General features: G+C 56.0%; 21 protein-coding genes and 1 tRNA gene. 21 read left to right on the forward strand and 1 reads right to left on the reverse strand.

The genetic code is table 11. The features are described 5' to 3' along the window. Position 1 precedes the first annotated feature (1 nt). From mltG to QN378_RS22565, 5 genes are read left to right on the forward strand one after another with little or no spacing between them, the layout of a single operon-like run. The gene (gene mltG, locus QN378_RS22545) at positions 2–1,204 is read left to right on the forward strand and encodes an endolytic transglycosylase MltG (RefSeq protein WP_322204870.1); all 1,203 of its coding nucleotides are present in this window, start codon (positions 2–4) and stop codon (positions 1,202–1,204) included. 19 nt (positions 1,205–1,223) lie between these two features. After that, the gene (gene tmk, locus QN378_RS22550; protein ID WP_322204869.1) at positions 1,224–1,856 is read left to right on the forward strand and encodes a dTMP kinase; all 633 of its coding nucleotides are present in this window, start codon (positions 1,224–1,226) and stop codon (positions 1,854–1,856) included. Next, positions 1,849–2,835 carry a DNA polymerase III subunit delta' gene (locus QN378_RS22555; RefSeq protein WP_322204868.1) on the forward strand — a complete coding sequence of 329 codons (987 nt, stop codon included), beginning with the start codon at positions 1,849–1,851 and terminating at the stop codon, positions 2,833–2,835. The genes tmk and QN378_RS22555 overlap by 8 nt, the downstream gene beginning before the upstream one ends. Before the next feature lie 38 nt (positions 2,836–2,873). Continuing rightward, the gene (locus QN378_RS22560; protein ID WP_322204867.1) at positions 2,874–3,230 is read left to right on the forward strand and encodes a PilZ domain-containing protein; all 357 of its coding nucleotides are present in this window, start codon (positions 2,874–2,876) and stop codon (positions 3,228–3,230) included. Between the two features lie 14 nt (positions 3,231–3,244). Continuing rightward, positions 3,245–4,030, forward strand: coding sequence for a TatD family hydrolase (locus tag QN378_RS22565; protein WP_322204866.1), 786 nt, complete (start codon positions 3,245–3,247; stop codon positions 4,028–4,030). Positions 4,031–4,303: 273 nt separating this feature from the next. On the opposite strand, the gene QN378_RS22570 is transcribed toward QN378_RS22565, so the two are convergent. Then, complete coding sequence (locus QN378_RS22570) at positions 4,304–5,437, reverse strand: aminotransferase class V-fold PLP-dependent enzyme (protein WP_322204865.1); 1,134 nt, start codon at positions 5,435–5,437, stop codon at positions 4,304–4,306. A gap of 79 nt (positions 5,438–5,516) precedes the next feature. Between QN378_RS22570 and QN378_RS22575 the strand changes: the two genes are divergently transcribed. The 16 genes from QN378_RS22575 to QN378_RS22650 all read left to right on the forward strand — a co-directional run bounded on the left by QN378_RS22575 (position 5,517) and on the right by QN378_RS22650 (position 21,772). After that, entirely contained in the window at positions 5,517–6,158 is a 642-nt protein-coding gene (locus QN378_RS22575; protein ID WP_322204864.1) for a TetR/AcrR family transcriptional regulator, read from the forward strand. Positions 6,159–6,295: 137 nt separating this feature from the next. Next, on the forward strand, positions 6,296–7,264 hold the full coding sequence (locus QN378_RS22580; RefSeq protein ID WP_322204863.1) for a GTP 3',8-cyclase MoaA: 969 nt from the start codon (positions 6,296–6,298) through the stop codon (positions 7,262–7,264). Positions 7,265–7,401: 137 nt separating this feature from the next. Then, positions 7,402–8,004 (forward strand): DUF4823 domain-containing protein, encoded by a 603-nt coding sequence (locus QN378_RS22585; RefSeq protein WP_322204862.1) that lies wholly within the window; start codon positions 7,402–7,404, stop codon positions 8,002–8,004. A 21-nt stretch (positions 8,005–8,025) separates the two neighbouring features. Next, positions 8,026–8,586: a DUF1285 domain-containing protein gene (locus QN378_RS22590; protein WP_322204861.1), complete on the forward strand. Its 561-nt coding sequence runs from the start codon at positions 8,026–8,028 to the stop codon at positions 8,584–8,586. 101 nt (positions 8,587–8,687) lie between these two features. Beyond that, positions 8,688–9,698 (forward strand): aspartate-semialdehyde dehydrogenase, encoded by a 1,011-nt coding sequence (locus QN378_RS22595; protein WP_323550853.1) that lies wholly within the window; start codon positions 8,688–8,690, stop codon positions 9,696–9,698. Between the two features lie 99 nt (positions 9,699–9,797). Continuing rightward, the gene (locus QN378_RS22600; protein WP_323550852.1) at positions 9,798–12,554 is read left to right on the forward strand and encodes a FimV/HubP family polar landmark protein; all 2,757 of its coding nucleotides are present in this window, start codon (positions 9,798–9,800) and stop codon (positions 12,552–12,554) included. Between the two features lie 148 nt (positions 12,555–12,702). Next, positions 12,703–13,527 carry a tRNA pseudouridine(38-40) synthase TruA gene (gene truA, locus QN378_RS22605; protein ID WP_322206905.1) on the forward strand — a complete coding sequence of 275 codons (825 nt, stop codon included), beginning with the start codon at positions 12,703–12,705 and terminating at the stop codon, positions 13,525–13,527. 63 nt (positions 13,528–13,590) lie between these two features. Further along, complete coding sequence (locus QN378_RS22610) at positions 13,591–14,229, forward strand: phosphoribosylanthranilate isomerase (protein ID WP_322204858.1); 639 nt, start codon at positions 13,591–13,593, stop codon at positions 14,227–14,229. A gap of 245 nt (positions 14,230–14,474) precedes the next feature. Next, positions 14,475–15,395: an acetyl-CoA carboxylase, carboxyltransferase subunit beta gene (gene accD / locus QN378_RS22615; RefSeq protein ID WP_322204857.1), complete on the forward strand. Its 921-nt coding sequence runs from the start codon at positions 14,475–14,477 to the stop codon at positions 15,393–15,395. After that, a complete protein-coding gene (gene folC, locus QN378_RS22620) occupies positions 15,392–16,699 on the forward strand; it encodes a bifunctional tetrahydrofolate synthase/dihydrofolate synthase (RefSeq protein WP_322204856.1) in 1,308 nt (435 codons plus the stop codon). The genes accD and folC overlap by 4 nt, the downstream gene beginning before the upstream one ends. Beyond that, positions 16,683–17,318 (forward strand): SPOR domain-containing protein, encoded by a 636-nt coding sequence (locus tag QN378_RS22625; RefSeq protein ID WP_322204855.1) that lies wholly within the window; start codon positions 16,683–16,685, stop codon positions 17,316–17,318. The genes folC and QN378_RS22625 overlap by 17 nt, the downstream gene beginning before the upstream one ends. 95 nt (positions 17,319–17,413) lie before the next feature. Beyond that, positions 17,414–17,968 carry a CvpA family protein gene (locus QN378_RS22630; RefSeq protein ID WP_322204854.1) on the forward strand — a complete coding sequence of 185 codons (555 nt, stop codon included), beginning with the start codon at positions 17,414–17,416 and terminating at the stop codon, positions 17,966–17,968. Positions 17,969–18,013: 45 nt separating this feature from the next. Further along, the gene (purF, locus tag QN378_RS22635; RefSeq protein ID WP_322204853.1) at positions 18,014–19,519 is read left to right on the forward strand and encodes an amidophosphoribosyltransferase; all 1,506 of its coding nucleotides are present in this window, start codon (positions 18,014–18,016) and stop codon (positions 19,517–19,519) included. A gap of 13 nt (positions 19,520–19,532) precedes the next feature. Next, positions 19,533–20,744 (forward strand): O-succinylhomoserine sulfhydrylase, encoded by a 1,212-nt coding sequence (locus QN378_RS22640; RefSeq protein WP_322204852.1) that lies wholly within the window; start codon positions 19,533–19,535, stop codon positions 20,742–20,744. Beyond that, complete coding sequence (locus QN378_RS22645) at positions 20,741–21,529, forward strand: SDR family oxidoreductase (protein WP_322204851.1); 789 nt, start codon at positions 20,741–20,743, stop codon at positions 21,527–21,529. The genes QN378_RS22640 and QN378_RS22645 overlap by 4 nt, the downstream gene beginning before the upstream one ends. A gap of 170 nt (positions 21,530–21,699) precedes the next feature. Continuing rightward, positions 21,700–21,772: transfer RNA gene (locus QN378_RS22650), tRNA-Val, on the forward strand. Positions 21,773–21,774: the final 2 nt, after the last annotated feature.

Genomic DNA, 21,774 nt, shown 5'->3' on the forward strand with positions numbered 1-21,774 from the left:
AGTGATTCGTAAATTGTTGGTGGTGTTTGAAGGGGGCCTGCTTCTTGCGGGTTTACTCCTGGGGTTTTTTGCCTGGGAGCAGAATGTTGCCCTCAAGCAACCCTTGAATGTCACTCAGGAACAACTGCTGGACGTCACGGCAGGCTCCACGCCTACCGGAGTGCTCAATCGCCTGGAAACTGACGGCGTGATCAAGGATGCGTTTTGGTTACGCCTTTATTGGCGCTTTAACCTAGCCGGCCAGTCGTTCCACACCGGTGAATATCGTATGACGCCCGGCATGGATGCACGGGGGCTTCTAGACCTGTGGGCGCGCGGCGAAGTGGTGCAATACAGCCTGACCCTGGTCGAGGGTTGGAATTTTCGTCAGGTTCGGTCTGCACTGGCAAAACAGGTCAAGCTTGAGCAAGCGCTGGCGGGGCTGAGCGACAGTGAGTTGATGAGCAAGCTCGGGCACCCCAATGTGTTTCCCGAAGGTCGTTTCTTTCCAGACACCTATCGGTACGTGCTTGGGATGAGCGATCTGGACATGCTCAAGCAGGCGTACAACCGTCTGGACGAGGTGCTGGCCGACGAATGGGCCAGGCGCGCCGCAGATGTGCCCTACGTCGATCCGTATCAGGCCTTGATCATGGCGTCATTGGTTGAGAAAGAAACCGGCGTTCCTCAAGAACGCGGAAAAATCGCCGGTGTATTTGTCCGCCGTCTGCATATAGGCATGTTGTTGCAGACTGATCCTACGGTGATTTATGGCCTCGGCGAGCGCTACACCGGCAAGCTGACTCGTGCGTACTTGAAGGAACCAACACCGTACAACACGTATGTTATTTCCGGGTTACCACCCACGCCAATTTCGTTAGTGGGGCGTGAAGCGATCCACGCTGCGCTTAATCCGGTGGCTGGCAGCAGCCTCTATTTCGTGGCACGAGGCGACGGCAGCCACGTGTTCTCGGATGATCTGGAATCGCATAACAGCGCGGTCCGTGAGTTTCAGCTCAAAAGGCGAGCAGATTACCGCTCCAGTCCAGCCCCCGTTGTTGCTCCCGCTATCACGCCGACCATGGAATCCAGGCTTGAGCCTGCACCTGAACTAAAGCCCGAGGCTGATGCCAAGCCCGAAGCCAACTCCGAGCCCAGGCCTCAACCCGACGACGCCGCTCCGATTGCCGTACCGGTCGAAAAAGACGAGCAAAAGCCACAATGAACATGATGAAGGACTGCCTGTGACTGGCCTGTTTATTACCTTGGAAGGTCCCGAAGGCGCGGGCAAAAGTACCAATCGTGAATACCTCGCCCAGTGTCTGCGTGCGCAAGGTGTCGATGTTGTGCTGACCCGCGAACCGGGTGGCACGCCGTTGGCAGAGCGAATACGCGAGCTGTTACTGGCGCCCAGCGACGAGTCAATGAATGCTGATACGGAGTTGTTACTGGTGTTCGCCGCCAGAGCCCAGCACTTGGCTGAGGTTATTCGTCCCGCACTGGCACGCGGAGCCGTTGTGCTGTGTGACCGGTTTACCGATGCGACCTACGCGTATCAGGGCGGCGGCCGAGGTTTGTCCCATGACCGGATTGCGGCGCTGGAAGCGTTCGTTCAAGGTGATCTGCGCCCTGATATGACCGTGGTGTTCGACTTGCCAGTGGAAATCGGATTGGCCCGAGCAACAGCCCGTGGCCGACTTGACCGTTTCGAGCAGGAAGGCCGGGGTTTTTTTGATGCTGTGCGCAGTACGTATTTGAATCGCGCGGGCGCTAATCCTGCGCGCTATCGACTGGTGAACGCAGCATTGGCGTTGTCCGAAGTTCAGCAGTCACTCGATGACCTGCTGCCTGAACTTTTGGAGCTATGCCGTGGCTGAAGCCTATCCTTGGCAGGAAGGCCTCTGGCAGCAGATGGCCGGGCGTACCGAGCATGCGCATGCTTATTTGCTGCACGGTCCTGTAGGCATCGGCAAGCGAGCATTGGCGCAACGGTTGGTGGCTCGCTTGCTGTGCCAGCGGCCCGCAGGTTTGAATGCTTGTGGTCAGTGCAAGTCATGCCTGCTTTTAGCTGCGGGCACTCATCCCGATCACTACGTACTGGAGCCAGAAGAGGCGGACAAGGCGATCAAAGTTGATCAGGTCCGCGATCTGGTGAGCTTTGTAGTGCAGACCGCACAAATGGGTGGTCGCAAAGTAGTGTTGATCGAGCCGGCAGAGTCGATGAACGTCAATGCTGCCAACGCTTTGCTGAAAAGCCTTGAAGAACCCTCCGGTAATACCGTCCTGTTACTGATCAGTCATCAGTCGAGTCGATTGTTGCCTACTGTCAGGAGCCGTTGCGTGCAGCAGGCCTGCCCGCTGCCAAGTAGGGCGGTGAGCTTGCAGTGGTTGGCCACAGCTTTACCTGACTGCTCTGAAGACGAGCGTGCCGAGTTGCTCACGCTGGCCGCAGGATCGCCTCTGGCGGCAGTCAGTCTGAATACCCAAGGGGTTCGTGAGCAGCGGGCGCTGGTGGTCGACGGTGTGAAAAAACTCCTTAAACAGCAGCAATCACCGACTCAGTTGGCCGAAGGCTGGAAAGATATTCCGTTGTTGTTGTTGTTTGACTGGTTCACCGGTTGGGCGCTATTGATCCTGCGTTATCAACTGACCCAGGATGAAGCTGGTCTCGGTTTGGATGATATGCGCAAGGTTTTGCAGTACTTGGCGCAAAAAACCAGGCAGGACAAAGTGCTCAGCATTCAGGATTGGGTGCTGGCGCAACGGCAAAAGGTTATGTCCAAATCAAACCTTAACCGCGTTTTATTGCTCGAAGCCTTGCTGGTGCAGTGGGCAGGCTTGCCCGGACAGGGGTAGACTCCTGCTGCAGGATCACTTCCCCTAAAGGAGTTGCAATGAATTTGCCGCTGAACCCCGGTCCACGTAATGGCATCCTGTCTCTGACCATCAAGGACAAGTCGGTGTTGTACGCGGCGTATATGCCCTTTATCAAGAATGGCGGTTTGTTTATCCCGACCAGCAAGAGCTACAAGCTGGGTGACGAGGTATTCATGCTGCTTAACCTGATGGACGAGCCGGAAAAAATTCCGGTAACGGGCAAAGTTACCTGGATCACCCCCAAAGGCGCCCAAGGCAATCGGGCTGCCGGGGTTGGCGTTCAATTCAACGACGGTGATAACGCTGCACGCAATAAAATCGAAACGTATCTGGCCGGTGCTCTTAAGTCCGACCGTCCCACTCATACGATGTAGTTGTAGCCTCCTTCATGCTTGTAGATTCCCATTGTCACCTCGATCGTCTCGACCTCGCTGAACATGCAGGTTCACTGGACGCTGCCCTGGATGCCGCCCGGGCGCGGGGTGTCGGGCATTTTCTGTGCATCGGCGTCAGCGCCGAAAACGCCGGTGCGGTAAAAGCCTTGGCTGATCGCTATGACGATGTGGATTGCTCGGTCGGCGTTCACCCGCTTGACCTGCAACCGGGCACGGCACCTGCGCTGGACTGGTTATTGGCGGAGCTCAACCATCCGAGGGTAGTCGCCATCGGCGAAACCGGTCTCGACTATCACTACGAGCCCGAAGCTGCGCAGCTTCAACAGGCATCGTTTCGTTTGCACCTTGAGGCGGCCAATCTGACGGGCAAGCCGGTGATCGTCCACACCCGAGGCGCTCGCGCCGACACCCTGGATTTGATGCGTGCAGCGGCCTTGCCACAGGGCGGAGTGTTGCATTGTTTCACTGAGGACTGGGCGATGGCCAAAGCGGCACTGGACCTGGGTTTTTATATCTCGCTGTCCGGGATCGTCACCTTCCGCAACGCCGACGCGTTGCGTGACGTGGCGCGCCAAGTTCCCGTTGATCGTTTGCTGGTAGAAACCGACTCACCTTACCTTGCGCCTATACCTTACCGGGGCAAGCCGAACCTGCCTCAATATGTGCGGGAGGTCGCTGAGTTTCTGGCGATGCTGCGCGGCGAGTCCTATGAGCGCTTCGCCGAGCAGACCACCGAAAACTTCGCCCGCCTGTTTCCGCTGGCTCATCTGAAGCGCTGACATCTACACTTCCTCCAAACACAGGGAGGGCGAGGTTGTATCTTTACTGTGTGTAAAACACAGGCAAAAAAAACCCGGGTTCTGGGGGGTGAATCCGGGTTAAGACCATTAGGAGTAAACAAAGGTACGCGATCCATTGGTACCCTCATTGGCGCGCCACTTGGGGGAGATGCCGCGCCAACGAGTTAAGTATTGGTCATGATTGCCGCGCGTCCAGCCCAATCCACACTATTCTTTAAACGGATTTGGAATATCGACGCTTTGATTGGGTTCTCACCGCGCTGCTAGTTCGCGTACCAAAGCCAACGTCTCCTCAATCACCCGCGACTCTGTATAGAAATGTGGGGAGAAACGAATGCCAGGCCCCCGTTGTACGCATACCACCTGATGTTGCTTAAGTCGCTCGAACAGCGCTGAGTTTTCCACGCCATCAAGGCTGAACGACAGAATGCCTGCACGTCGCTTAGGGTCTTTCGACGTGTGCAGGCGAGCGCCGGGAATAGAGCTCAATCCTTCTTCGAGCCACAGCACGCGCTCTGCAATAGCCTTGCCGACGTGTTCCATGCCTACCTCCTCAAGCAAAGAAAGGCTGGCTTCCAGCGCCATACTACCCAGCACATTCGGGCTGCCGCATTCGAAACGACGCGCAGACAGAGCAGGTTCCCAAGTGGTGCGGTTGTAATCGCCCATATGTTCCAGCATGTGCCAGCCAAACTCATTTAGCTTCAACTGTGGTCGCAATTCGGCGCGGCAGTAAAACACCCCCAGGCCCTCCGGGCCCAGCAACCACTTGTGGCCGTCGGCCATCGCAAAGTCGCATTGGCTTGCTTGAACATCGAAGGGCAGGGCGCCCAAGTGCTGAATGGCATCGATGCAGAACAATACATTACGTGTTTTGCACCCTTGGCCAAGCACTTCGAGATCAAGACGCAGGCCTGTAGCGAATTGCACAGCACTAATCGATAACAGCCGTGTACGAGGACCGCACGCCGCAAGCAATGCCGCTTCCGGGTTGTCGCCCTTAAGGCTGACCTGAATGACTTCAACGCCTTGAGGCTTTAGCGCCTCCCAGACGATTCGGTTGGAAGGAAACTCTTCGTCACTAATGACGATTTGATCGCCGCTCTTCCAGTCCAGCCCAAAGGCGACGAATGACAGCGCTTCCGACGTGTTTTTGACCAGTGCAATGTCATCGGTCGACGGTGCATTCATTAGACGCATCAGGCGTTCACGAAGGCGTTGTTCAACTATCATCCAATCAGGATAGTCGCGCGCGCCCAGTAAAACGTTTTCCTGAGCAAAGCGAGTGACGGCGGTTGCGGCGCGTTTTGGCCAGGGAGCGACCGCCGCGTGGTTTAGATATCGCAGGCCTGGAGCCTGTGTAAATTCATCAAGAAACGTAGACATGTCGGATGATCCGTGCAATTTGGCACAAGTTAGGCATAATACGCGGCTTCGATTTTGACCCCCCAACAGACCTTTTCTTATGCAGAAAGAACCTCGTAAGGTCCGTGAGTTTCGTCGCCGCGAGCAAGAAATTCTCGATACCGCGCTAAAGCTGTTCCTCGATCAAGGTGAAGACAGTGTCACCGTCGAGATGATCGCGGATGCCGTGGGTATCGGCAAAGGCACTATCTATAAGCATTTCAAGTCGAAAGCGGAGATTTATCTGCGCTTGATGCTCGATTATGAGCGGGATTTGAATGAGTTGCTGCACTCTGCCGACGTCGACAAGGATAAGGAAGCTTTATCCCGTGCTTACTTTGAGTTCCGTATGCGTGATCCACAACGGTACCGGTTGTTTGATCGCTTGGAAGAAAAGGTAGTCAAGGGCAACCAGGTGCCGGAAATGGTCGTTGAGTTGCACAAGATTCGTGCCTCCAACTTTGAGCGCCTCACGTTGTTGATTGAAGGCCGGATTAACGAAGGCAAGCTTGAAGACGTGCCTCCTTATTTCCACTTCTGCGCGTCCTGGGCGTTGGTGCATGGCGCCGTAGCGCTGTATCACTCGCCGTTCTGGAGCAATGTACTCGAAGATCAGGAAGGCTTCTTTCAATTCCTGATGGATATTGGCGTGCGCATGGGCAACAAGCGCAAGCGTGATACCGATACCCCGCCCAGCATTTAAGCCATTCGGGGGCTTTATGGTTGCAGGTAGTCAATGAACTGTTAAGAGTCCCAGTAATATACTCGGGCATAGGCCTTGCTAAAAATTGATGTGTGAGTCAGGTTTTAGCGGTCCACCTTTTTTTGCCGGAGCCATTCATGATCGTTGACCGTCAAGGCAGGCGTTTTCGCAATCTGCGGATCAGCCTGACCTCTGCCTGCAATTACGCCTGCACTTACTGTGTGCCAAATGGTAAGCGCTTAGTGGCCGCGCAGGATGAGTTGTCGGCGGACGCCATGGCGAGTGGCGTGGCGTACCTGATTGAGGCCGCGGGCATTGAACGTCTGCGTATCACGGGTGGCGAGCCTCTGGTCAGTCCAAAACTGGAGACCTTCATGGCTCAGATCGGGCAGTTGGGTCTCGACGAAATCAGCCTGACAACCAATGGCCAACTGCTGGCTCGCAAACTGCCGCTGCTGGTGGATGCCAATATTCGTCGGCTTAATGTTTCTCTCGACACCTTAGACCCCTTGGCATTTCGCACCATTGCCCGTGGCGGTGATTTGCTCACTGTGCTTGACGGCATGACCCAGGCCAGCGCGGCAGGCATCAAAATTAAAGTCAACATGGTGCCGTTGCGCGGGCAAAACCTGGATCAGGTGATGCCTTTGCTTGATTACTGTCTTGAGCGTGGTTATGAACTGCGCTTTATCGAGCTGATGCGCATGGGCCACCTGGCCAGCGACTCGAACGCGTTTTTGCAGCAATTTGTCAGCTTGCAGCAACTGCTGGCGCTAATCGGCGATCACTACGAATACCTTCAGGCCGATGCGCCCGTGGATGCCACGGCGGTGCGCTATCAAATCCCCGGCAAAGGTTTTTTTGGTGTCATCGCCAACGAAAGCGTGCCCTTTTGCCGAACCTGCTCGCGTTTGCGCCTGTCCTCTACTGGCTGGTTGCATGGCTGTCTATCTTCCAGCAACCGCCATTATATCGGCGACCTTCTGGACAAACCTCGCCATCAAGCCCTGCCGGCGTTACAAAGGCTGCTGGTCAGGGCTTTGGGCGATAAGCAGGAAGTGGCGTTTTCCGGCGGCGCTATGGTAATGAAGATTATTGGAGGGTGATCTCTGACGCAAGTGTGTGAATTTTTAACTCCTTCGTCGAAACTTGGTAGCGCCTCAGCTCTTTTTTTATGAGTGGCGCGGAAGCTGCATCAGTCGCGCATTCGCCGGTTTTCCGTCACTGGCACCTGGAGGGGATGATGCGTAGCCTGGTTTTGCTACTGACGCTGTTGTCGTTAAGTGGCTGCATGAGTATCAGCGATATGGGGCAGGGGGCTCATGATCAGTTAAGCGATGCTGGCTTGCTCGATCACAGTGACACCAATCGAGCGAATAACCGACGCTTGCAACCAGACTCATTCATCTACATCGCACAGGGTTCGTTTGTGCCGCCTGGCAATGCCTATCCACGCCCCAACGTTGTCGCCGAAGAAGCCTTTAAGGGCTTTATCGAATACTTCCCAATGGTCCGTCGGGCCAAGGCGCCAATGGGTCTGGATGAAGCGATGACTGAAGCGCGAGCCGCGGGTGCCAACTATTTGCTTTACACCCGTTTCGCCAAGGCTGATGACCGCATTGGCAACACTGACGAGTGGACTGATCAGCAAGCCGTGGATCGGTTAGGCGTCGACAGCGGGGTGATCCAGCTCATGTTGATTGAAACCACCACCCGCTATTTGATCGACACCGCCCGCATACATACCCGAGGCGGATTGCTGACGATGCGCAATACTAAACCTGAAGATTTGCTAGCGCCGCCTTTGGAGGATTACGCTCGTAGCCTGATGGGTGTTAGCCGGTAGCACCTTTAAAGGAGCAAGAAAATGAGTGATCCGGGCAAGGCCAATGACCTGTTTGCACAGATTCCCAAGTCAAAAGGGTTGCCGCCTGTTCACCTGTGGAACCCCGATTTCTGTGGCGATATCGACATGCGTATCGCTCGGGACGGTACGTGGTATTACCTGGGTACGCCGATCGGGCGTAAACCTATGGTTCGACTGTTTTCCACGATCATGCGCCGTGACGATGATGATTATTTCCTGATCACTCCCGTGGAAAAGGTCCGGATCAAAGTCGACGATGCTCCATTTGTTGCCGTCAGCCTTGAGGTGGAGGGTGAAGGCGAGCAGCAAGTTCTGCGTTTCACTACCAATGTCGATGATCAGACCGAAGCGGGCCCTGAACATCCTTTGCGTGTGGAAATAGACCCTGAAACCCAGGAACCAGCGCCCTATATCCACGTGCGCGTCAACCTGGAGGCGCTAATTCACCGCAATGTGTTTTATCAACTGGTTGACTTGGCAGAGGCCCGGGAGATCGACGGGCAGCGTTGGCTGGGCGTATGGAGTAGCGGGACGTTTTTCCGGATAGGCCTGGAACCCTGACGTGCTGTTATTTCAGTAGCACTCCACCTGTTCCACGCACAATTGCCTGTCAGCAATTCGACGGTTAAAGTGCCGCTCCCCGTTTTGCTTGAGGCGTTTGCATGACCCAGTCCCTTGATATTGCCGTGATCGGCGCCACCGGTACCGTCGGCGAAACCCTCGTACAGATTCTCGAAGAACGTGATTTTCCGGTTGCCAATCTGCACCTGTTGGCGAGCGTTGAATCGGCAGGTCATTCAGTGCCTTACCGCGGCAAGAACGTACGTGTGCGTGAAGTCGACGAGTTCGATTTCAGTAAAGTCCAGTTGGTGTTCTTTGCCGCAGGTCCTGCGATTACCCGTAGCTACGCCGTGCGGGCCACGGCAGCCGGTTGTACGGTGATTGATCTCTCCGGCGGCTTGCCCGTTGAGCAAGCTCCTAACGTCGTCCCGGAAATCAATGCAGTCTTGCTGGATGCGTTAAAAAAGCCGTATCAGGTCTCCAGCCCTAGTCCGTCTACGACCGCATTGGCGGTGGCCCTGGCGCCATTGCGCGACCTGCTTGATGTGGTGCGCATCAACGTAACGGCATGCCTGGCTGTTTCCAGTCAAGGACGTGAAGGTGTTGCTGAGTTGGCTCGGCAGACAGCCGAATTGCTCAATGTTCGGCCGATGGAACCGCGCTTCTTCGACCGGCAGATGGCCTTCAATCTCTTGGCTCAGGTCGGCACTCCCGATGCGCAAGGGCACAGTCCGCTGGAAAAGCGCCTGGTTGCGGAGTTGCGAGAGCTACTGGCCCTGCCGTCACTGAAAATTTCTGCCAGCTGCATTCAAGCCCCGGTGTTTTTTGGTGATAGTTTCAGCGTTTCGCTGCAGGCTTCAGGGCCAGTCGACTTGGCTGCCGTCAATGCCGCACTGCGTGTTGCACCCGGCATCGAGCTGGTCGAAGCCGGTGATTACCCTACCGCCGTTGGCGATGCAGTGGGCCAGGATGTGGTCTATATAGGTCGAGTCCGTTTGGGGATTGATGACCCTTCGGAGCTCAACTTGTGGATTACCTCAGATAATGTTCGCAAGGGGGCAGCGTTGAACGCTGTCCAAGTGGCTGAATTGTTGATAAAAGACCTTGTGTAAAAGATACTTGGCAACAATTGGGCGAATCACTTCGGCTTGACGGCTAACGTAGGCTTTACCTTCTCGGTTGCCGAGGAATATTCAGACAAGGGATGGGCTATGGTTCAGGTTCGCAAACTGGTATTAGCAATCGCTACAGCCTCGGCGCTGTCATCCGGTATGGCGCACGCATTGGCGCTCGGGGACTTGACCCTGAAGTCGACCCTGAATCAGCCGCTTGTCGCGGAAATTGAGCTGCTCGACGTGCGGGATGTAACCGTTGGGCAAGTAGTACCGAGCCTCGCTACCTCCGCTGATTTTGCGCAGGCAGGTGTTGATCGGCGCGGGGTTCTTGACGATCTGACGTTTACACCGGTAATTGATGCCGGTGGTAAAAGTATATTAAGGATCACGTCGACCAAGCCGATTCGCGATCCGAACATGAAGTTCCTGGTGCAAGTGCTCTGGCCTAATGGTCGGCTGCTGCGTGAGTACAGTGTGCTGCTTGACCCGCCTAAAGCTACGCCGCAAGCCGCTGCTGCCTCAGCTTCCAGTGCTCAGCTTCCGGTGATAGCCCCGGCGCCAGTGCCCGTGTCGGCTCCCGAAGGTGCATCACCTCCGGCGCCTGCCAAATTGCCAGCGCCGACGCCTGCCGTCGAAGCGAAACCTGCTCAGTACACCACGAACAAACACGATACATTGTGGGAAATTGCATCCCGCGTACGAAGTAGCGGGTCGGTTCAGCAAACTATGCTAGCCATTCAGGCACTGAATCCTGGGGCCTTTATCAATGGCAACATTAACCGATTGAAAATCGGTGAAGTGCTGCGTCTTCCTGATCAGCAACAAGTTGCCGCTACCCCGCAACCGCAGGCCATCGTTCAAGTTAGAGAACAAAATCTTGCATGGCGCCAGCGACGCAGTCTGCCTTCCGCCGCGCGCCAAGTGGACGCGACCCGTCACGCCAAACCTGGCGCTGCGCCTGCCAACGTTGAGGCTAAGGACAATCTGAGTCTGGTTTCAGGCAACTCGAAAGTCGGCAAAAGTGGAGCGTCGGGCGACAGCAAGGCCTTAAGTAACCAGCTGGCGGTGGCAAAGGAAAACCTGGATACGACGCGTCGTGATAACGCCGAGCTTAAAAGTCGAATGTCAGATTTGCAAAGCCAGTTGGACAAGTTGCAGCGGTTAATTCAACTGAAAAACGACCAGTTGGCTAAAATGCAGGCCCAGGGCGGCATTGCACCGCCCGTCACGCAGACCGCCCCAGGCGCGCCCTCTTTGCCCGCTGCATTAGTTGCTGCAACCCCGGCTGCCAGTGGCGCCGCGAAGCGACCAGGCGAAATCGCACCGGAAGATGCGTTGACTCCTGCTGCGGAACCTGTAGCGGCTCCGGACGTCGCTCCTATTGCGCCTAACCCTGGCGGTCTAGTGGAGAACGGCGATACTGACAGTGCGATCAGTAAGGTTCTCGCCAGCCCGATGCTGCTGGGCTTGGTGGGCGGCGGCGTCTTAGTAATCTTGCTTTTGTTGCTACTGTTCTTCACGCGGCGCCGCAGGGCGCAGCAGGAAGCAGAAAAACACAAACGCATGGCCCGAGCGTTGGCCGAAGAATCAGACTTCGCCGCTGATATGGACTTGCCGGAACACAGTTTTGACGGCCTGGATGTTCCGCCCCCCAACGTAAAGCTGGCGCCGGTGCCGGTCTCTATTCCCGCACCGGTGATTTCAGAGCCGATCCATGAGCGCTCGCTTAATGTGCTTGATCAGGCTGCAGTCCATGTCGCAAACGGTCGCTTCAACCAAGCTGCCGAGCTTCTGGAAGATGCTATTAAACAAGAGCCTCAGCGCAGCGACCTGCGCCTGAAGTTGATGGAGATCTATGCAGAGCAGGGCGACAGAAGTGGTTTTTCTGCCCTAGAGCGCAAGCTGGCGGCCGACGGTAAGAATCATGCTGAGGTCGACGAGCTGAAAAGTCGCTTTCCGTTGATGATAATGGCAGGCGCAGGAGTGGGTGCCGCAGCATTAGCGGCTGAGCTTGATGCGGACTACGTCAAGGATTTGCTGCTCGATACGTCTGAGGTGCCAACGGTTACTACGGTGCCAGCACCCGCGCCGGGTCCAGCGATTGAATCTGATGAGTTAGAGGCGTTTGATCAGGATTTCGACTTAAGCCTGGATGAGCTGGAAGAGGTTTCTCCGGCAATTCTTGAAGAACCTGTCGCGCCGGTACCTGCAAGAAAGGTGCAACGTGATGAACCGGGTCTTGGGGCGTCAATGGCTGCCGATACACTGGCAGATGATGAGCTGAGTTTTGAGTCGGTATTGCGTCAACAGAATGAAGCCAAGCTATCGTCCCCCGAGGATTTATCCGACTTCGACCTAGACCTGACGGAAGAATCACCGGCGTTGAGCGCTGAAGATGATTTTCTTCTGAGTCTCCAAGACGACTTGCACGAATTGCCGGCGTTTGATGATTCACCTTCGCTGGCACACTCTGTAGGTGATACCTCGACCTTGCCTGATGATTTTGACTTGTCCTTGCCGGATGAGCTTGACGACGACGCGACACCCAATGCGTTCACCACCGAGCTTGATGACGTTAACGCTGAATTGGATCGTCTGTCCCAGACGATGGATCAACCAGCGATTGCCAAGCCGCCAAGCTTTACCGCTGAGGATGCGTTGGCAGAAGATGACGAGCCCGAGTTCGACTTCCTGGCAGGCACCGACGAAGCCGCGACCAAACTTGATCTGGCGCGGGCATATATTGAGATGGGCGACAGCGACGGCGCTAGGGATATTCTCGACGAGGTGGTTGGCGAGGGCGATGAGGCCCAGAAAACCGAAGCACGGGAAATGCTTGCCACTCTGCACTGATCAAGCCGCAGATAAATGCACAACGACCGCTTTTGCGGTCGTTTGCGTTTAGAACAGGTGAAGCTCTTATAATGGCGCCTTTGTGTTAACCAACAGGCTGCACGTCTTGGCTTCAACATATAGCACTGCAGAAAATGCGGCGGCCGAAATGGCTGCCGCTGGCTTTTCCAGGATCGCATTGGGCGTCGAGTACAAAGGTTCGCGTTTTTGCGGTTGGCAGCGTCAGGCTTCCGGTGTATTGACCGTGCAGGAAACCCTTGAAAAAGCGCTATCAAAAGTGGCTGACGCGCCCGTCTCGTTGTTGTGTGCGGGTCGTACGGATGCAGGCGTTCATGCCTGTGGGCAGGTGGTGCATTTCGATACTCAGGCTGAGCGTTCGCTGAAGGCTTGGGTAATGGGTGCCAATATAAATCTGCCCCACGACATCAGTGTTAGCTGGGCGAAGGTTATGCCGGCGCATTTTCATGCGCGGTTCAAGGCGATTGCTCGGCGTTACCGCTATGTCATTTATAACGATCCGATCAGGCCGGCTCATTTGGGTGACCAAGTGACCTGGAATCATCGCCCGCTGGATGTCGATCGGATGGCGCAAGCTGCTCAATATCTAGTGGGTACCCATGATTTCAGCGCGTTTCGGGCGGGGCAATGTCAGGCGAAATCGCCGATTAAGCAATTGCATCATCTGCGAGTCACTCGGCACGGGCAGATGATCGTCATTGACGTGCGCGCCAATGCTTTCCTGCACCATATGGTGCGCAACGTTGCTGGTGTGTTGATGACCATTGGCACTGGCGAGCGGCCTATTGAGTGGGCCAAGGAAGTATTGGACAGCCGGGTTCGGCGTACGGGCGGCGTCACGGCGCATCCTTACGGGCTTTACTTGGTTCAAGTGGAGTACCACGACGAGTTTGCGTTGCCGCAACGATACATAGGGCCACACTTCCTGACGGGCTTCACTGAACTTGACGGCTGACGCGTGGAAAAGCATTTGTTAACATTCGTGACTTCCCCGAATAAGGCCTGAGGTTCTCCCTATATGTCAGCCGTTCGCAGCAAGATCTGCGGGATTACCCGCATAGAAGATGCGTTGGCCGCCGTTGATGCAGGTGCGGATGCCATTGGTTTTGTGTTTTATGCCAAAAGCCCTCGGGCAGTTTCGGTGATTCAGGCGCGAGAAATCATTGCTGCCCTGCCTCCGTTTGTGACTACCGTTGGTTTGTTCGTTAATACCAGCCGTTGCGAGCTCACGGAAATATTGGAGGTCGTTCCTCTGGACCTGCTGCAATTTCACGGTGATGAAACGGCCGAAGACTGTGACGGTTATCATCGGCCTTACATCAAGGCATTGCGGGTGCAGGCTGGTGATGACATAGCCGCGCGTTGCCACGCTTACCCCAAGGCCAGCGGCATACTGCTTGACACCTATGTTGCAGGTGTACCCGGTGGTACGGGAGAAGCGTTCGACTGGTCGTTAATACCGCACGGCTTGAGCAAGCCCATTATTCTGGCTGGGGGGCTGAGCGCGACCAATGTTGCACAGGCCATCGCGCAGGTTCGGCCTTACGCAGTAGATGTAAGCGGCGGTGTGGAGGCAGTTAAGGGAATCAAGGATCACGAAAAGATCCGCGCATTCATGAATGCGGTGCAAGGTGTTGATAGCAGGGTTTTAGAGTGATGTGACGGTTGGCGTATAGCCACCGTCCATAAACCTCCGGCAGCGAAAGCGCGGTTGGTACTTAATAAGCGAGCGACGAAGCGGTGCACGTCGTCACAATGGCAGGTGATAGGTTAATTCAGGCAGGTCCGGCACTGGTCGATCGCTGTGTTGCCTAATCATCGCTGCACATATGAATTTAGCTTAAGGGCATACGCGGGTTTTAAATCGACCGCGTTCGAGCCGTCGTACTGGAGAAAGAAAGCATGAGCAACTGGTTGGTAGACAAACTGATCCCTTCGATCATGCGTTCCGAGGTGAAAAAAAGCTCGGTTCCAGAAGGGCTTTGGCATAAATGCCCGTCCTGCGACGCGGTGCTTTATCGTCCAGAGCTAGAAAAAACCCTGGACGTCTGCCCCAAGTGTAATCACCACATGCGCATCGGCGCACGCGCACGCCTGAACATCTTTCTCGACGCTGAGGGCCGCACGGAGCTTGGCGCCGAGCTGGAACCTGTAGACCGTCTGAAGTTTCGCGACAGCAAAAAGTATAAAGATCGCCTGGTGGGTGCGCAAAAGCAGACCGGTGAGAAAGATGCTTTAGTCTCTATGAGCGGGACTTTGTTAGGCATGCCAGTCGTGGCCTGCGCATTCGAGTTTTCGTTTATGGGCGGTTCTATGGGCGCCATAGTGGGCGAGCGTTTTGTACGCGCTGCCAACTACGCGCTGGAAAATCGCTGCCCGATGGTCTGTTTTGCTGCTTCCGGCGGCGCGCGAATGCAGGAAGCCCTGATTTCCCTGATGCAGATGGCTAAAACGTCGGCCGTGCTGGCGCGTCTTCGGGAAGAAGGTCTGCCCTTTATCTCGGTGCTCACTGACCCGGTATACGGTGGTGTATCGGCAAGCCTGGCGATGCTGGGCGACGTGATCGTTGCCGAGCCTAAAGCGCTGATCGGGTTCGCCGGTCCGCGAGTGATCGAGCAGACCGTAAGAGAAAAATTGCCAGAAGGCTTCCAGCGCAGTGAGTTCCTGCTGGCACACGGTGCCATCGACCTGATCGTTCATCGTCAGGAGCTGCGAATACGCCTGGGTAATTTGTTGGCTCAGTTCATGAATCTGCCGACGCCCAAGTTCGTCGTCGCGCCGATTGAGCCGATTGATATTCCACCGGTCCCGGCCACCATATGACGGTGCGTACCTTGGGCGACTGGCTCGCCTACCTTGAGCAATTGCACCCTACGGCCATCGATATGGGGCTGGAGCGTTCGCAGCAGGTGGCGCTAGCGCTGGGTTTGACCCGGCCCGCGCCCCGCGTTATCACGGTCACGGGTACAAACGGCAAAGGTTCTACGTGCGCATTTATTGCTTCATTGATCCAGGCGCAGGGTCTCAATGTAGGTGTTTACAGCTCGCCACATTTACTGCGCTACAACGAGCGGGTGCAGGTGCGTGGCGTTGAAGCCACTGACAATGAATTGTGTGAGGCTTTCGCGGCGGTTGAAGCGGCTCGTGGCAAAGTATCTCTGACGTATTTCGAGATGGGTACGCTGGCGGCGCTTTGGCTGTTCGAGCGTGCGGCGTTGGACGTTGCAGTGCTGGAAATCGGTCTCGGTGGCCGATTGGACACGGTCAATATTGTTGACGCTGATCTGGCGTTGGTCACCAGTATTGGTGTCGATCACGCTGATTGGTTAGGTAACACCCGTGAGTCTGTCGCGTTCGAAAAAGCCGGAATCTTTCGTGAGGGACGTCCAGCTTTGTGTGGCGATATCGATCCTCCAGCGCCATTGCTCAGTCGCGCCAAGGAACTCAACTGCCCGCTGTTGTTGCGTGGCCGGGATTTCGACCTGGACGTTAGCGGCAGCGCCTGGCAGTGGCGTGGTCGCAACGTCCTAGGCCAATTCATTGAGCTGCATGATTTGCCGCTGCTTGATCTGCCAATGGAAAACGCGGCATTGGCGCTGCAGGCCTATGCGCTGCTGGATTTGCCTTGGGAGTCGTTGCAGATATGCGCCGCTCTCAGTAGTACCAGAGTGACCGGACGCCTTGATCGACGTCAGATTGTCTGGCATGGCAAACCGCTCAAACTGATGCTGGATGTCGGCCATAACCCGCATGCCGCACATTATCTAGCCCAGCGTCTTGCTGCACGACCCTTGAACGGCAGGCGTTTGGCGGTATTCGGATTGCTATCGGACAAAGATCTGGCCGGAGTGTTGGGCGAATTAAACTCCAGCGTCCAGGCGTGGGCTGTTGCCCCGTTACCAACGCCTCGCAGTTATGCCGTGGACGACCTGCAGGCCGCATTACAGAACCTCGGCGCGACCGTGACGTCTCATTCAAGTATCGCGCTGGCCTTGGATGCACAATGTGCCAACGCGACGGCTGAAGATGAAATTCTGCTGTTCGGATCTTTTTATTCTGTTGCCGAGGGCCTGGAATGGCTAGCCCGGCACGTCAAGGAGGAAGTCGCAAATGGCTTTGCTGGATAATCTGTTCAAGCAGCGAATGGTAGGTGCGCTGGTGTTGATCGCATTGGCGGTGATTTTCTTGCCCATGCTATTTTCGCGTCAGGACGAAACCCGTCGCATACATGTCGAAGTGCCAGCTACGCCACAGACGCCGACGACGACGCAGATCAAGGTCGATCCGGTTTCGGTTCCGGAACCGCAATCGTTGCCCCAGGAGCCGGTACCCACCGATGAAGAGCTTGCTCGCACACCGGCCCAGACCGGACTTGCGTCCGTCGTGCAATCTTCCTCGACGTTAACCCCTGTTTCAAAGACCCAGACGACTGTCGCCAAAGCTGCACCTGCAACGCCTGCGGCCAAGTCTGCAGAGGCAGACAGCAGTCATGTCGACGTCAATGGCCTGTCCGTCAGTTGGTCGGTGCAGTTGGCCAGCCTGTCCAATCGCGACAGTGCCGATGCGATGCAGAAAACGCTGCGGTCTCAAGGTTACAACGCTTACATTCGCTCTTCTGACGGTATGAACCGGGTGTTTGTGGGGCCTTTGATTGAACGCGCAGAAGCGGATCGGTTACGCGACCAGTTAGGAAAACAGCAAAAACTCAAAGGTTTTGTGGTGCGCTTCCAGCCTGAGCACAACTAAGTTCCCGCCTATTCTTGCCCCGTCGGTAATCGCTGCTTACCGACGGGCAAGCGCTCTGCTAAAATGCGCCGCCTCATGTGTCTGTAGGCCTCAACGTGCCATTTACTCCGGTTGATTGGGCGATCCTCGCGATCATCGTCATCTCCGCTTTGATTAGCTTGAAGCGCGGCTTCGTAAAGGAAGCATTGTCGCTGCTCACCTGGATCATAGCCGGTGCCGTTGCCTGGATGTTCGGCGGGTCGCTTTCGCAGTATCTTGTCACTTATATCGAAACACCATCTGCGCGCGTGATCGCGGGCTGCACCATCCTTTTTGTCGCCACCCTGCTGGTAGGCGCCATGGTCAATTTTCTAATCGGCGAGCTGATTCGCGTCACCGGGCTTTCCGGGACCGATCGTTTTCTGGGTATGGTCTTCGGCGCTGCACGCGGAGGCTTGCTGGTCGTTGTAGCGGTAGGGCTATTGAGCCTGGGACCGGTGCAGCAAGATCAATGGTGGCAGCAATCTAAGCTGCTGCCGCAATTTTTATTGGTCGCTGACTGGTCGAAAAACCTGATTCTGGGTTTCTCCAGTAAGTGGCTAGCCAGCGGTATCAGCCTGCCGGTTGATCTGCCGTTCAAGGATCACCTCTTACCGTCTTCAAAGCCGTAAGAAGTGCCCGGTATTTCCAGTTTCACTCAGTAGGGGTTGTGTCGCATGTGTGGCATCGTCGGTATCGTCGGTAAGTCGAACGTCAATCAGGCGCTGTATGACGCGCTTACCGTCCTCCAACACCGCGGCCAGGACGCTGCCGGTATTGTAACCAGCCATGGCGGCCGGTTATTCCTGCGCAAGGACAACGGGTTGGTCCGTGATGTGTTCCACCAGCGCCATATGCAGCGCTTGGTTGGTCACATGGGTATTGGCCATGTGCGGTATCCCACTGCGGGCAGCTCAACCTCGGCCGAGGCTCAACCGTTTTATGTCAACTCGCCGTATGGCATCACGTTGGCCCACAACGGCAACCTGACCAACGTTGAGCAACTGGCCAAGGAGATTTACGAGTCGGACTTGCGCCATGTCAACACCAACTCCGACTCGGAGGTGTTGCTTAACATCTTCGCGCACGAGCTCGCGCAGCGCGGCAAGTTGCAACCAACAGAAGAAGACGTGTTCGCTGCCGTGAGCGACGTGCACCACCGCTGCCGTGGTGGATACGCCGTAGTTGCGATGATCACCGGTTATGGCATTGTCGGCTTCCGTGACCCGGACGCTATTCGTCCGATCGTTTTCGGCCAGCGCCATACCGACGGCGGCGTCGAATACATGATCGCTTCGGAAAGCGTGGCGCTTGACGTGCTCGGCTTCACCCTGATCCGCGATCTGGCGCCGGGCGAAGCGGTTTACATCACTGAAGATGGCAAGCTACACACCCGTCAGTGCGCGAAAAATCCCAAGTACTCGCCGTGCATTTTCGAACACGTTTACTTGGCGCGCCCGGATTCCATCATCGACGGTATTTCCGTCTACAAAGCGCGTCTGCGCATGGGTGAGCGACTGGCGGACAAGATCCTTCGTGAGCGACCACACCATGACATCGACGTGGTGATCCCAATTCCAGACACTAGCCGTACCGCTGCACTGGAACTGGCGAATCACTTGGGCGTGAAATTCCGTGAAGGTTTCGTCAAAAATCGTTACATCGGCCGTACATTCATCATGCCGGGGCAGGCCGCACGGAAAAAATCCGTACGCCAGAAGCTCAATGCCATCGAGCTGGAGTTTCGCGGTAAAAACGTGATGCTGGTGGATGACTCCATCGTGCGTGGAACCACCTGCAAGCAGATCATTCAGATGGCCCGGGAAGCGGGCGCCAAGAATGTCTATTTCTGCTCGGCGGCACCTGCTGTTCGCTACCCGAACGTTTATGGTATCGACATGCCTAGCGCTCACGAGTTGATTGCGCATAACCGCACTACCCAGGACGTGGCCGATCTGATCGGTGCTGATTGGCTGATCTACCAGGATTTAAGTGACCTGATCGAAGCGGTAGGTGGCGGCAAGGTTAAAATCGATAACTTCGATTGCTCGGTGTTCAATGGCGAGTACGTTACCGGCGATATCGACGAGCTCTATCTGAATAAGATCGAGCAGGCGCGAAATGATGCGTCCAAGGTCAAGACCCAGGCAGTCAGTGCCATCATCGATCTATACAACAACTAAAGGAGTAGGTGGGATGACTCACGAATGGGATGCCGGTCGGCTGGACAGTGATCTTGACGGCGTTGGTTTCGACACCCTCGCCGTGCGTGCAGGTCAACATCGCACGCCTGAAAGTGAACACGGCGACCCAATGTTCTTTACCTCCAGCTATGTGTTCCGTAGTGCTGCCGACGCGGCGGCACGGTTCTCGGGTGAAGTGCCGGGCAACGTCTACTCGCGCTACACCAACCCGACCGTGCGCTCCTTCGAAGAACGTATCGCTGCCCTCGAAGGCGCCGAGCAAGCGGTTGCCACGGCGACGGGGATGGCGGCGATCCTGGCCATCGTTATGAGCCTATGCAGCGCTGGAGACCATGTGCTGGTGTCGCGTAGCGTGTTCGGTTCAACCATTAGCCTGTTTGAAAAGTACTTTAAGCGCTTTGGCATCGAAGTGGATTACGTTCCGCTGGCCGACGTTTCCGGCTGGAACGCAGCCATCAAGGCCAATACCAAATTACTGTTCGTCGAGTCGCCGTCCAACCCCTTGGCCGAACTGGTGGATATCGCCGCGTTGGCTGAAGTCGCCCACGCCAAAGGCGCGATGTTGGTTGTCGACAACTGTTTCTGTACGCCTGCACTGCAACAGCCACTGCTATTGGGTGCTGACGTGGTAATGCACTCGGCCACTAAATTTATCGACGGCCAAGGCCGTTGCATGGGCGGGGTGGTCGCAGGTCGCAGCGAGCAAATGAAAGAAGTGGTCGGTTTCCTGCGTACTGCCGGACCAACGCTAAGCCCGTTCAATGCCTGGATTTTTCTCAAGGGGCTGGAAACCTTGAACCTGCGTATGCGTGCCCACTGTGCCAGCGCTCAAATACTGGCCGAATGGCTGGAACAGCAAGACGGTATTGAAAAAGTCTACTATGCGGGACTCAAAAGCCACCCGCAGCATGAATTAGCCATGCGTCAGCAAAAGGGCTTTGGTGCGGTGGTCAGCTTTGAAGTCAGAGGCGGCAAAGAGGGCGCTTGGCGCTTCATCGACGCTACGCGATTGATTTCGATCACGGCCAACCTGGGCGATACGAAAACCACCATCACCCATCCAAGCACCACTTCCCACGGACGTTTGGCGCCACATGAACGCGAAGCCGCCGGTATTCGGGACACCTTGATCAGGGTTGCAGTCGGCCTTGAAGATGTCGCCGATCTGCAGGCTGATCTGGCGCGTGGTCTGGCGGCGTTGTGAGTGATTGGGAGGTGCAAGCGACCAATATCCATAACGGCAAGGTCGCTTTGGTCACTGGCGCGGCGCGCGGTATCGGACTGGGGATTGCCGCGTGGCTGATTTCCGAAAACTGGCAAGTGGTCCTGACGGACCTTGACCGCGAGCGCGGCGCGAAAGTGTCGGCAGTGCTGGGCGATAACGCTTGGTTCATCGGCATGGACGTCTCTATTGAAGAGCAAGTCAAGGCAGGGGTCGCTGAAGTGCTTGGGCAGTTCGGTCGTCTTGACGCACTTGTCTGTAATGCTGCAGTGGCCGATCCGCACAATACGATTCTGGAAACCCTGACCTTGTCGTATTGGAATCGCGTGTTAGCAGTCAACCTCAGTGGCCCCATGTTATTAGCCAAGCACTGCACGCCTTATTTGCGCGCGCACTGTGGCGCCATTGTCAATTTGACCTCGACCCGAGCCGCGCAGTCTGAAGCGGATACGGAGGCTTATGCCGCGAGCAAGGGCGGTCTATTGGCCCTTACGCATGCATTGGCCATTAGCTTGGGGCCAGAGATCCGGGTCAACGCGGTTAGCCCCGGCTGGATTGATGCACGCGATCCTTCGGTGCGCCGTGCAGAGCCGCTGTCGGATACCGACCATGCTCAGCATCCCGCGGGCAGGGTAGGGACCGTCGAGGACGTGGCGGCGATGGTGGCTTGGCTGCTATCGAAAAATGCCGGTTTCGTCACTGGCCAGGAATTTGTAGTCGACGGCGGGATGACAAAAAAAATGTCTTACATAAGCGACAAGCCTTAAGTGACAAGCTGCAAGCTTCAAGCGGTAAGCAGCAAGTTAGAAGCAGAGTGCGTCTTGCTTTTAACGTGCCGCTTGAAGCTTACAGCGTGCAGCTGATTTCAAAAAACTTCAACGGGGGTATTGACTTAGCTTCGATACCCACGTAAATTTCGCGGCCTCAACGAAGCAAAGGGTGATTAGCTCAGCTGGGAGAGCAGCTGCCTTACAAGCAGCGGGTCGGCGGTTCGATCCCGTCATCACCCACC

Source organism: Pseudomonas sp. 10S5 (assembly GCF_035019745.1).
GTDB lineage: Bacteria > Pseudomonadota > Gammaproteobacteria > Pseudomonadales > Pseudomonadaceae > Aquipseudomonas.

What these genes read in the sequence shown, in the direction of transcription:
- folC (WP_322204856.1), top strand. Translation starts at nt 15,392, where the DNA reads ATGACGGTGCGTACCTTGGGCGACTGGCTCGCCTACCTTGAGCAATTG.
- QN378_RS22585 (WP_322204862.1), top strand. Translation starts at nt 7,402, where the DNA reads ATGCGTAGCCTGGTTTTGCTACTGACGCTGTTGTCGTTAAGTGGCTGC.
- QN378_RS22625 (WP_322204855.1), top strand. Translation starts at nt 16,683, where the DNA reads ATGGCTTTGCTGGATAATCTGTTCAAGCAGCGAATGGTAGGTGCGCTG.
- QN378_RS22575 (WP_322204864.1), top strand. Translation starts at nt 5,517, where the DNA reads ATGCAGAAAGAACCTCGTAAGGTCCGTGAGTTTCGTCGCCGCGAGCAA.
- QN378_RS22640 (WP_322204852.1), top strand. Translation starts at nt 19,533, where the DNA reads ATGACTCACGAATGGGATGCCGGTCGGCTGGACAGTGATCTTGACGGC.
- QN378_RS22580 (WP_322204863.1), top strand. Translation starts at nt 6,296, where the DNA reads ATGATCGTTGACCGTCAAGGCAGGCGTTTTCGCAATCTGCGGATCAGC.
- QN378_RS22600 (WP_323550852.1), top strand. Translation starts at nt 9,798, where the DNA reads ATGGTTCAGGTTCGCAAACTGGTATTAGCAATCGCTACAGCCTCGGCG.
- QN378_RS22610 (WP_322204858.1), top strand. Translation starts at nt 13,591, where the DNA reads ATGTCAGCCGTTCGCAGCAAGATCTGCGGGATTACCCGCATAGAAGAT.
- QN378_RS22590 (WP_322204861.1), top strand. Translation starts at nt 8,026, where the DNA reads ATGAGTGATCCGGGCAAGGCCAATGACCTGTTTGCACAGATTCCCAAG.
- QN378_RS22560 (WP_322204867.1), top strand. Translation starts at nt 2,874, where the DNA reads ATGAATTTGCCGCTGAACCCCGGTCCACGTAATGGCATCCTGTCTCTG.
- accD (WP_322204857.1), top strand. Translation starts at nt 14,475, where the DNA reads ATGAGCAACTGGTTGGTAGACAAACTGATCCCTTCGATCATGCGTTCC.
- purF (WP_322204853.1), top strand. Translation starts at nt 18,014, where the DNA reads ATGTGTGGCATCGTCGGTATCGTCGGTAAGTCGAACGTCAATCAGGCG.
- QN378_RS22570 (WP_322204865.1), bottom strand. Translation starts at nt 5,437, where the DNA reads ATGTCTACGTTTCTTGATGAATTTACACAGGCTCCAGGCCTGCGATAT.
- QN378_RS22565 (WP_322204866.1), top strand. Translation starts at nt 3,245, where the DNA reads ATGCTTGTAGATTCCCATTGTCACCTCGATCGTCTCGACCTCGCTGAA.
- truA (WP_322206905.1), top strand. Translation starts at nt 12,703, where the DNA reads ATGGCTGCCGCTGGCTTTTCCAGGATCGCATTGGGCGTCGAGTACAAA.
- QN378_RS22595 (WP_323550853.1), top strand. Translation starts at nt 8,688, where the DNA reads ATGACCCAGTCCCTTGATATTGCCGTGATCGGCGCCACCGGTACCGTC.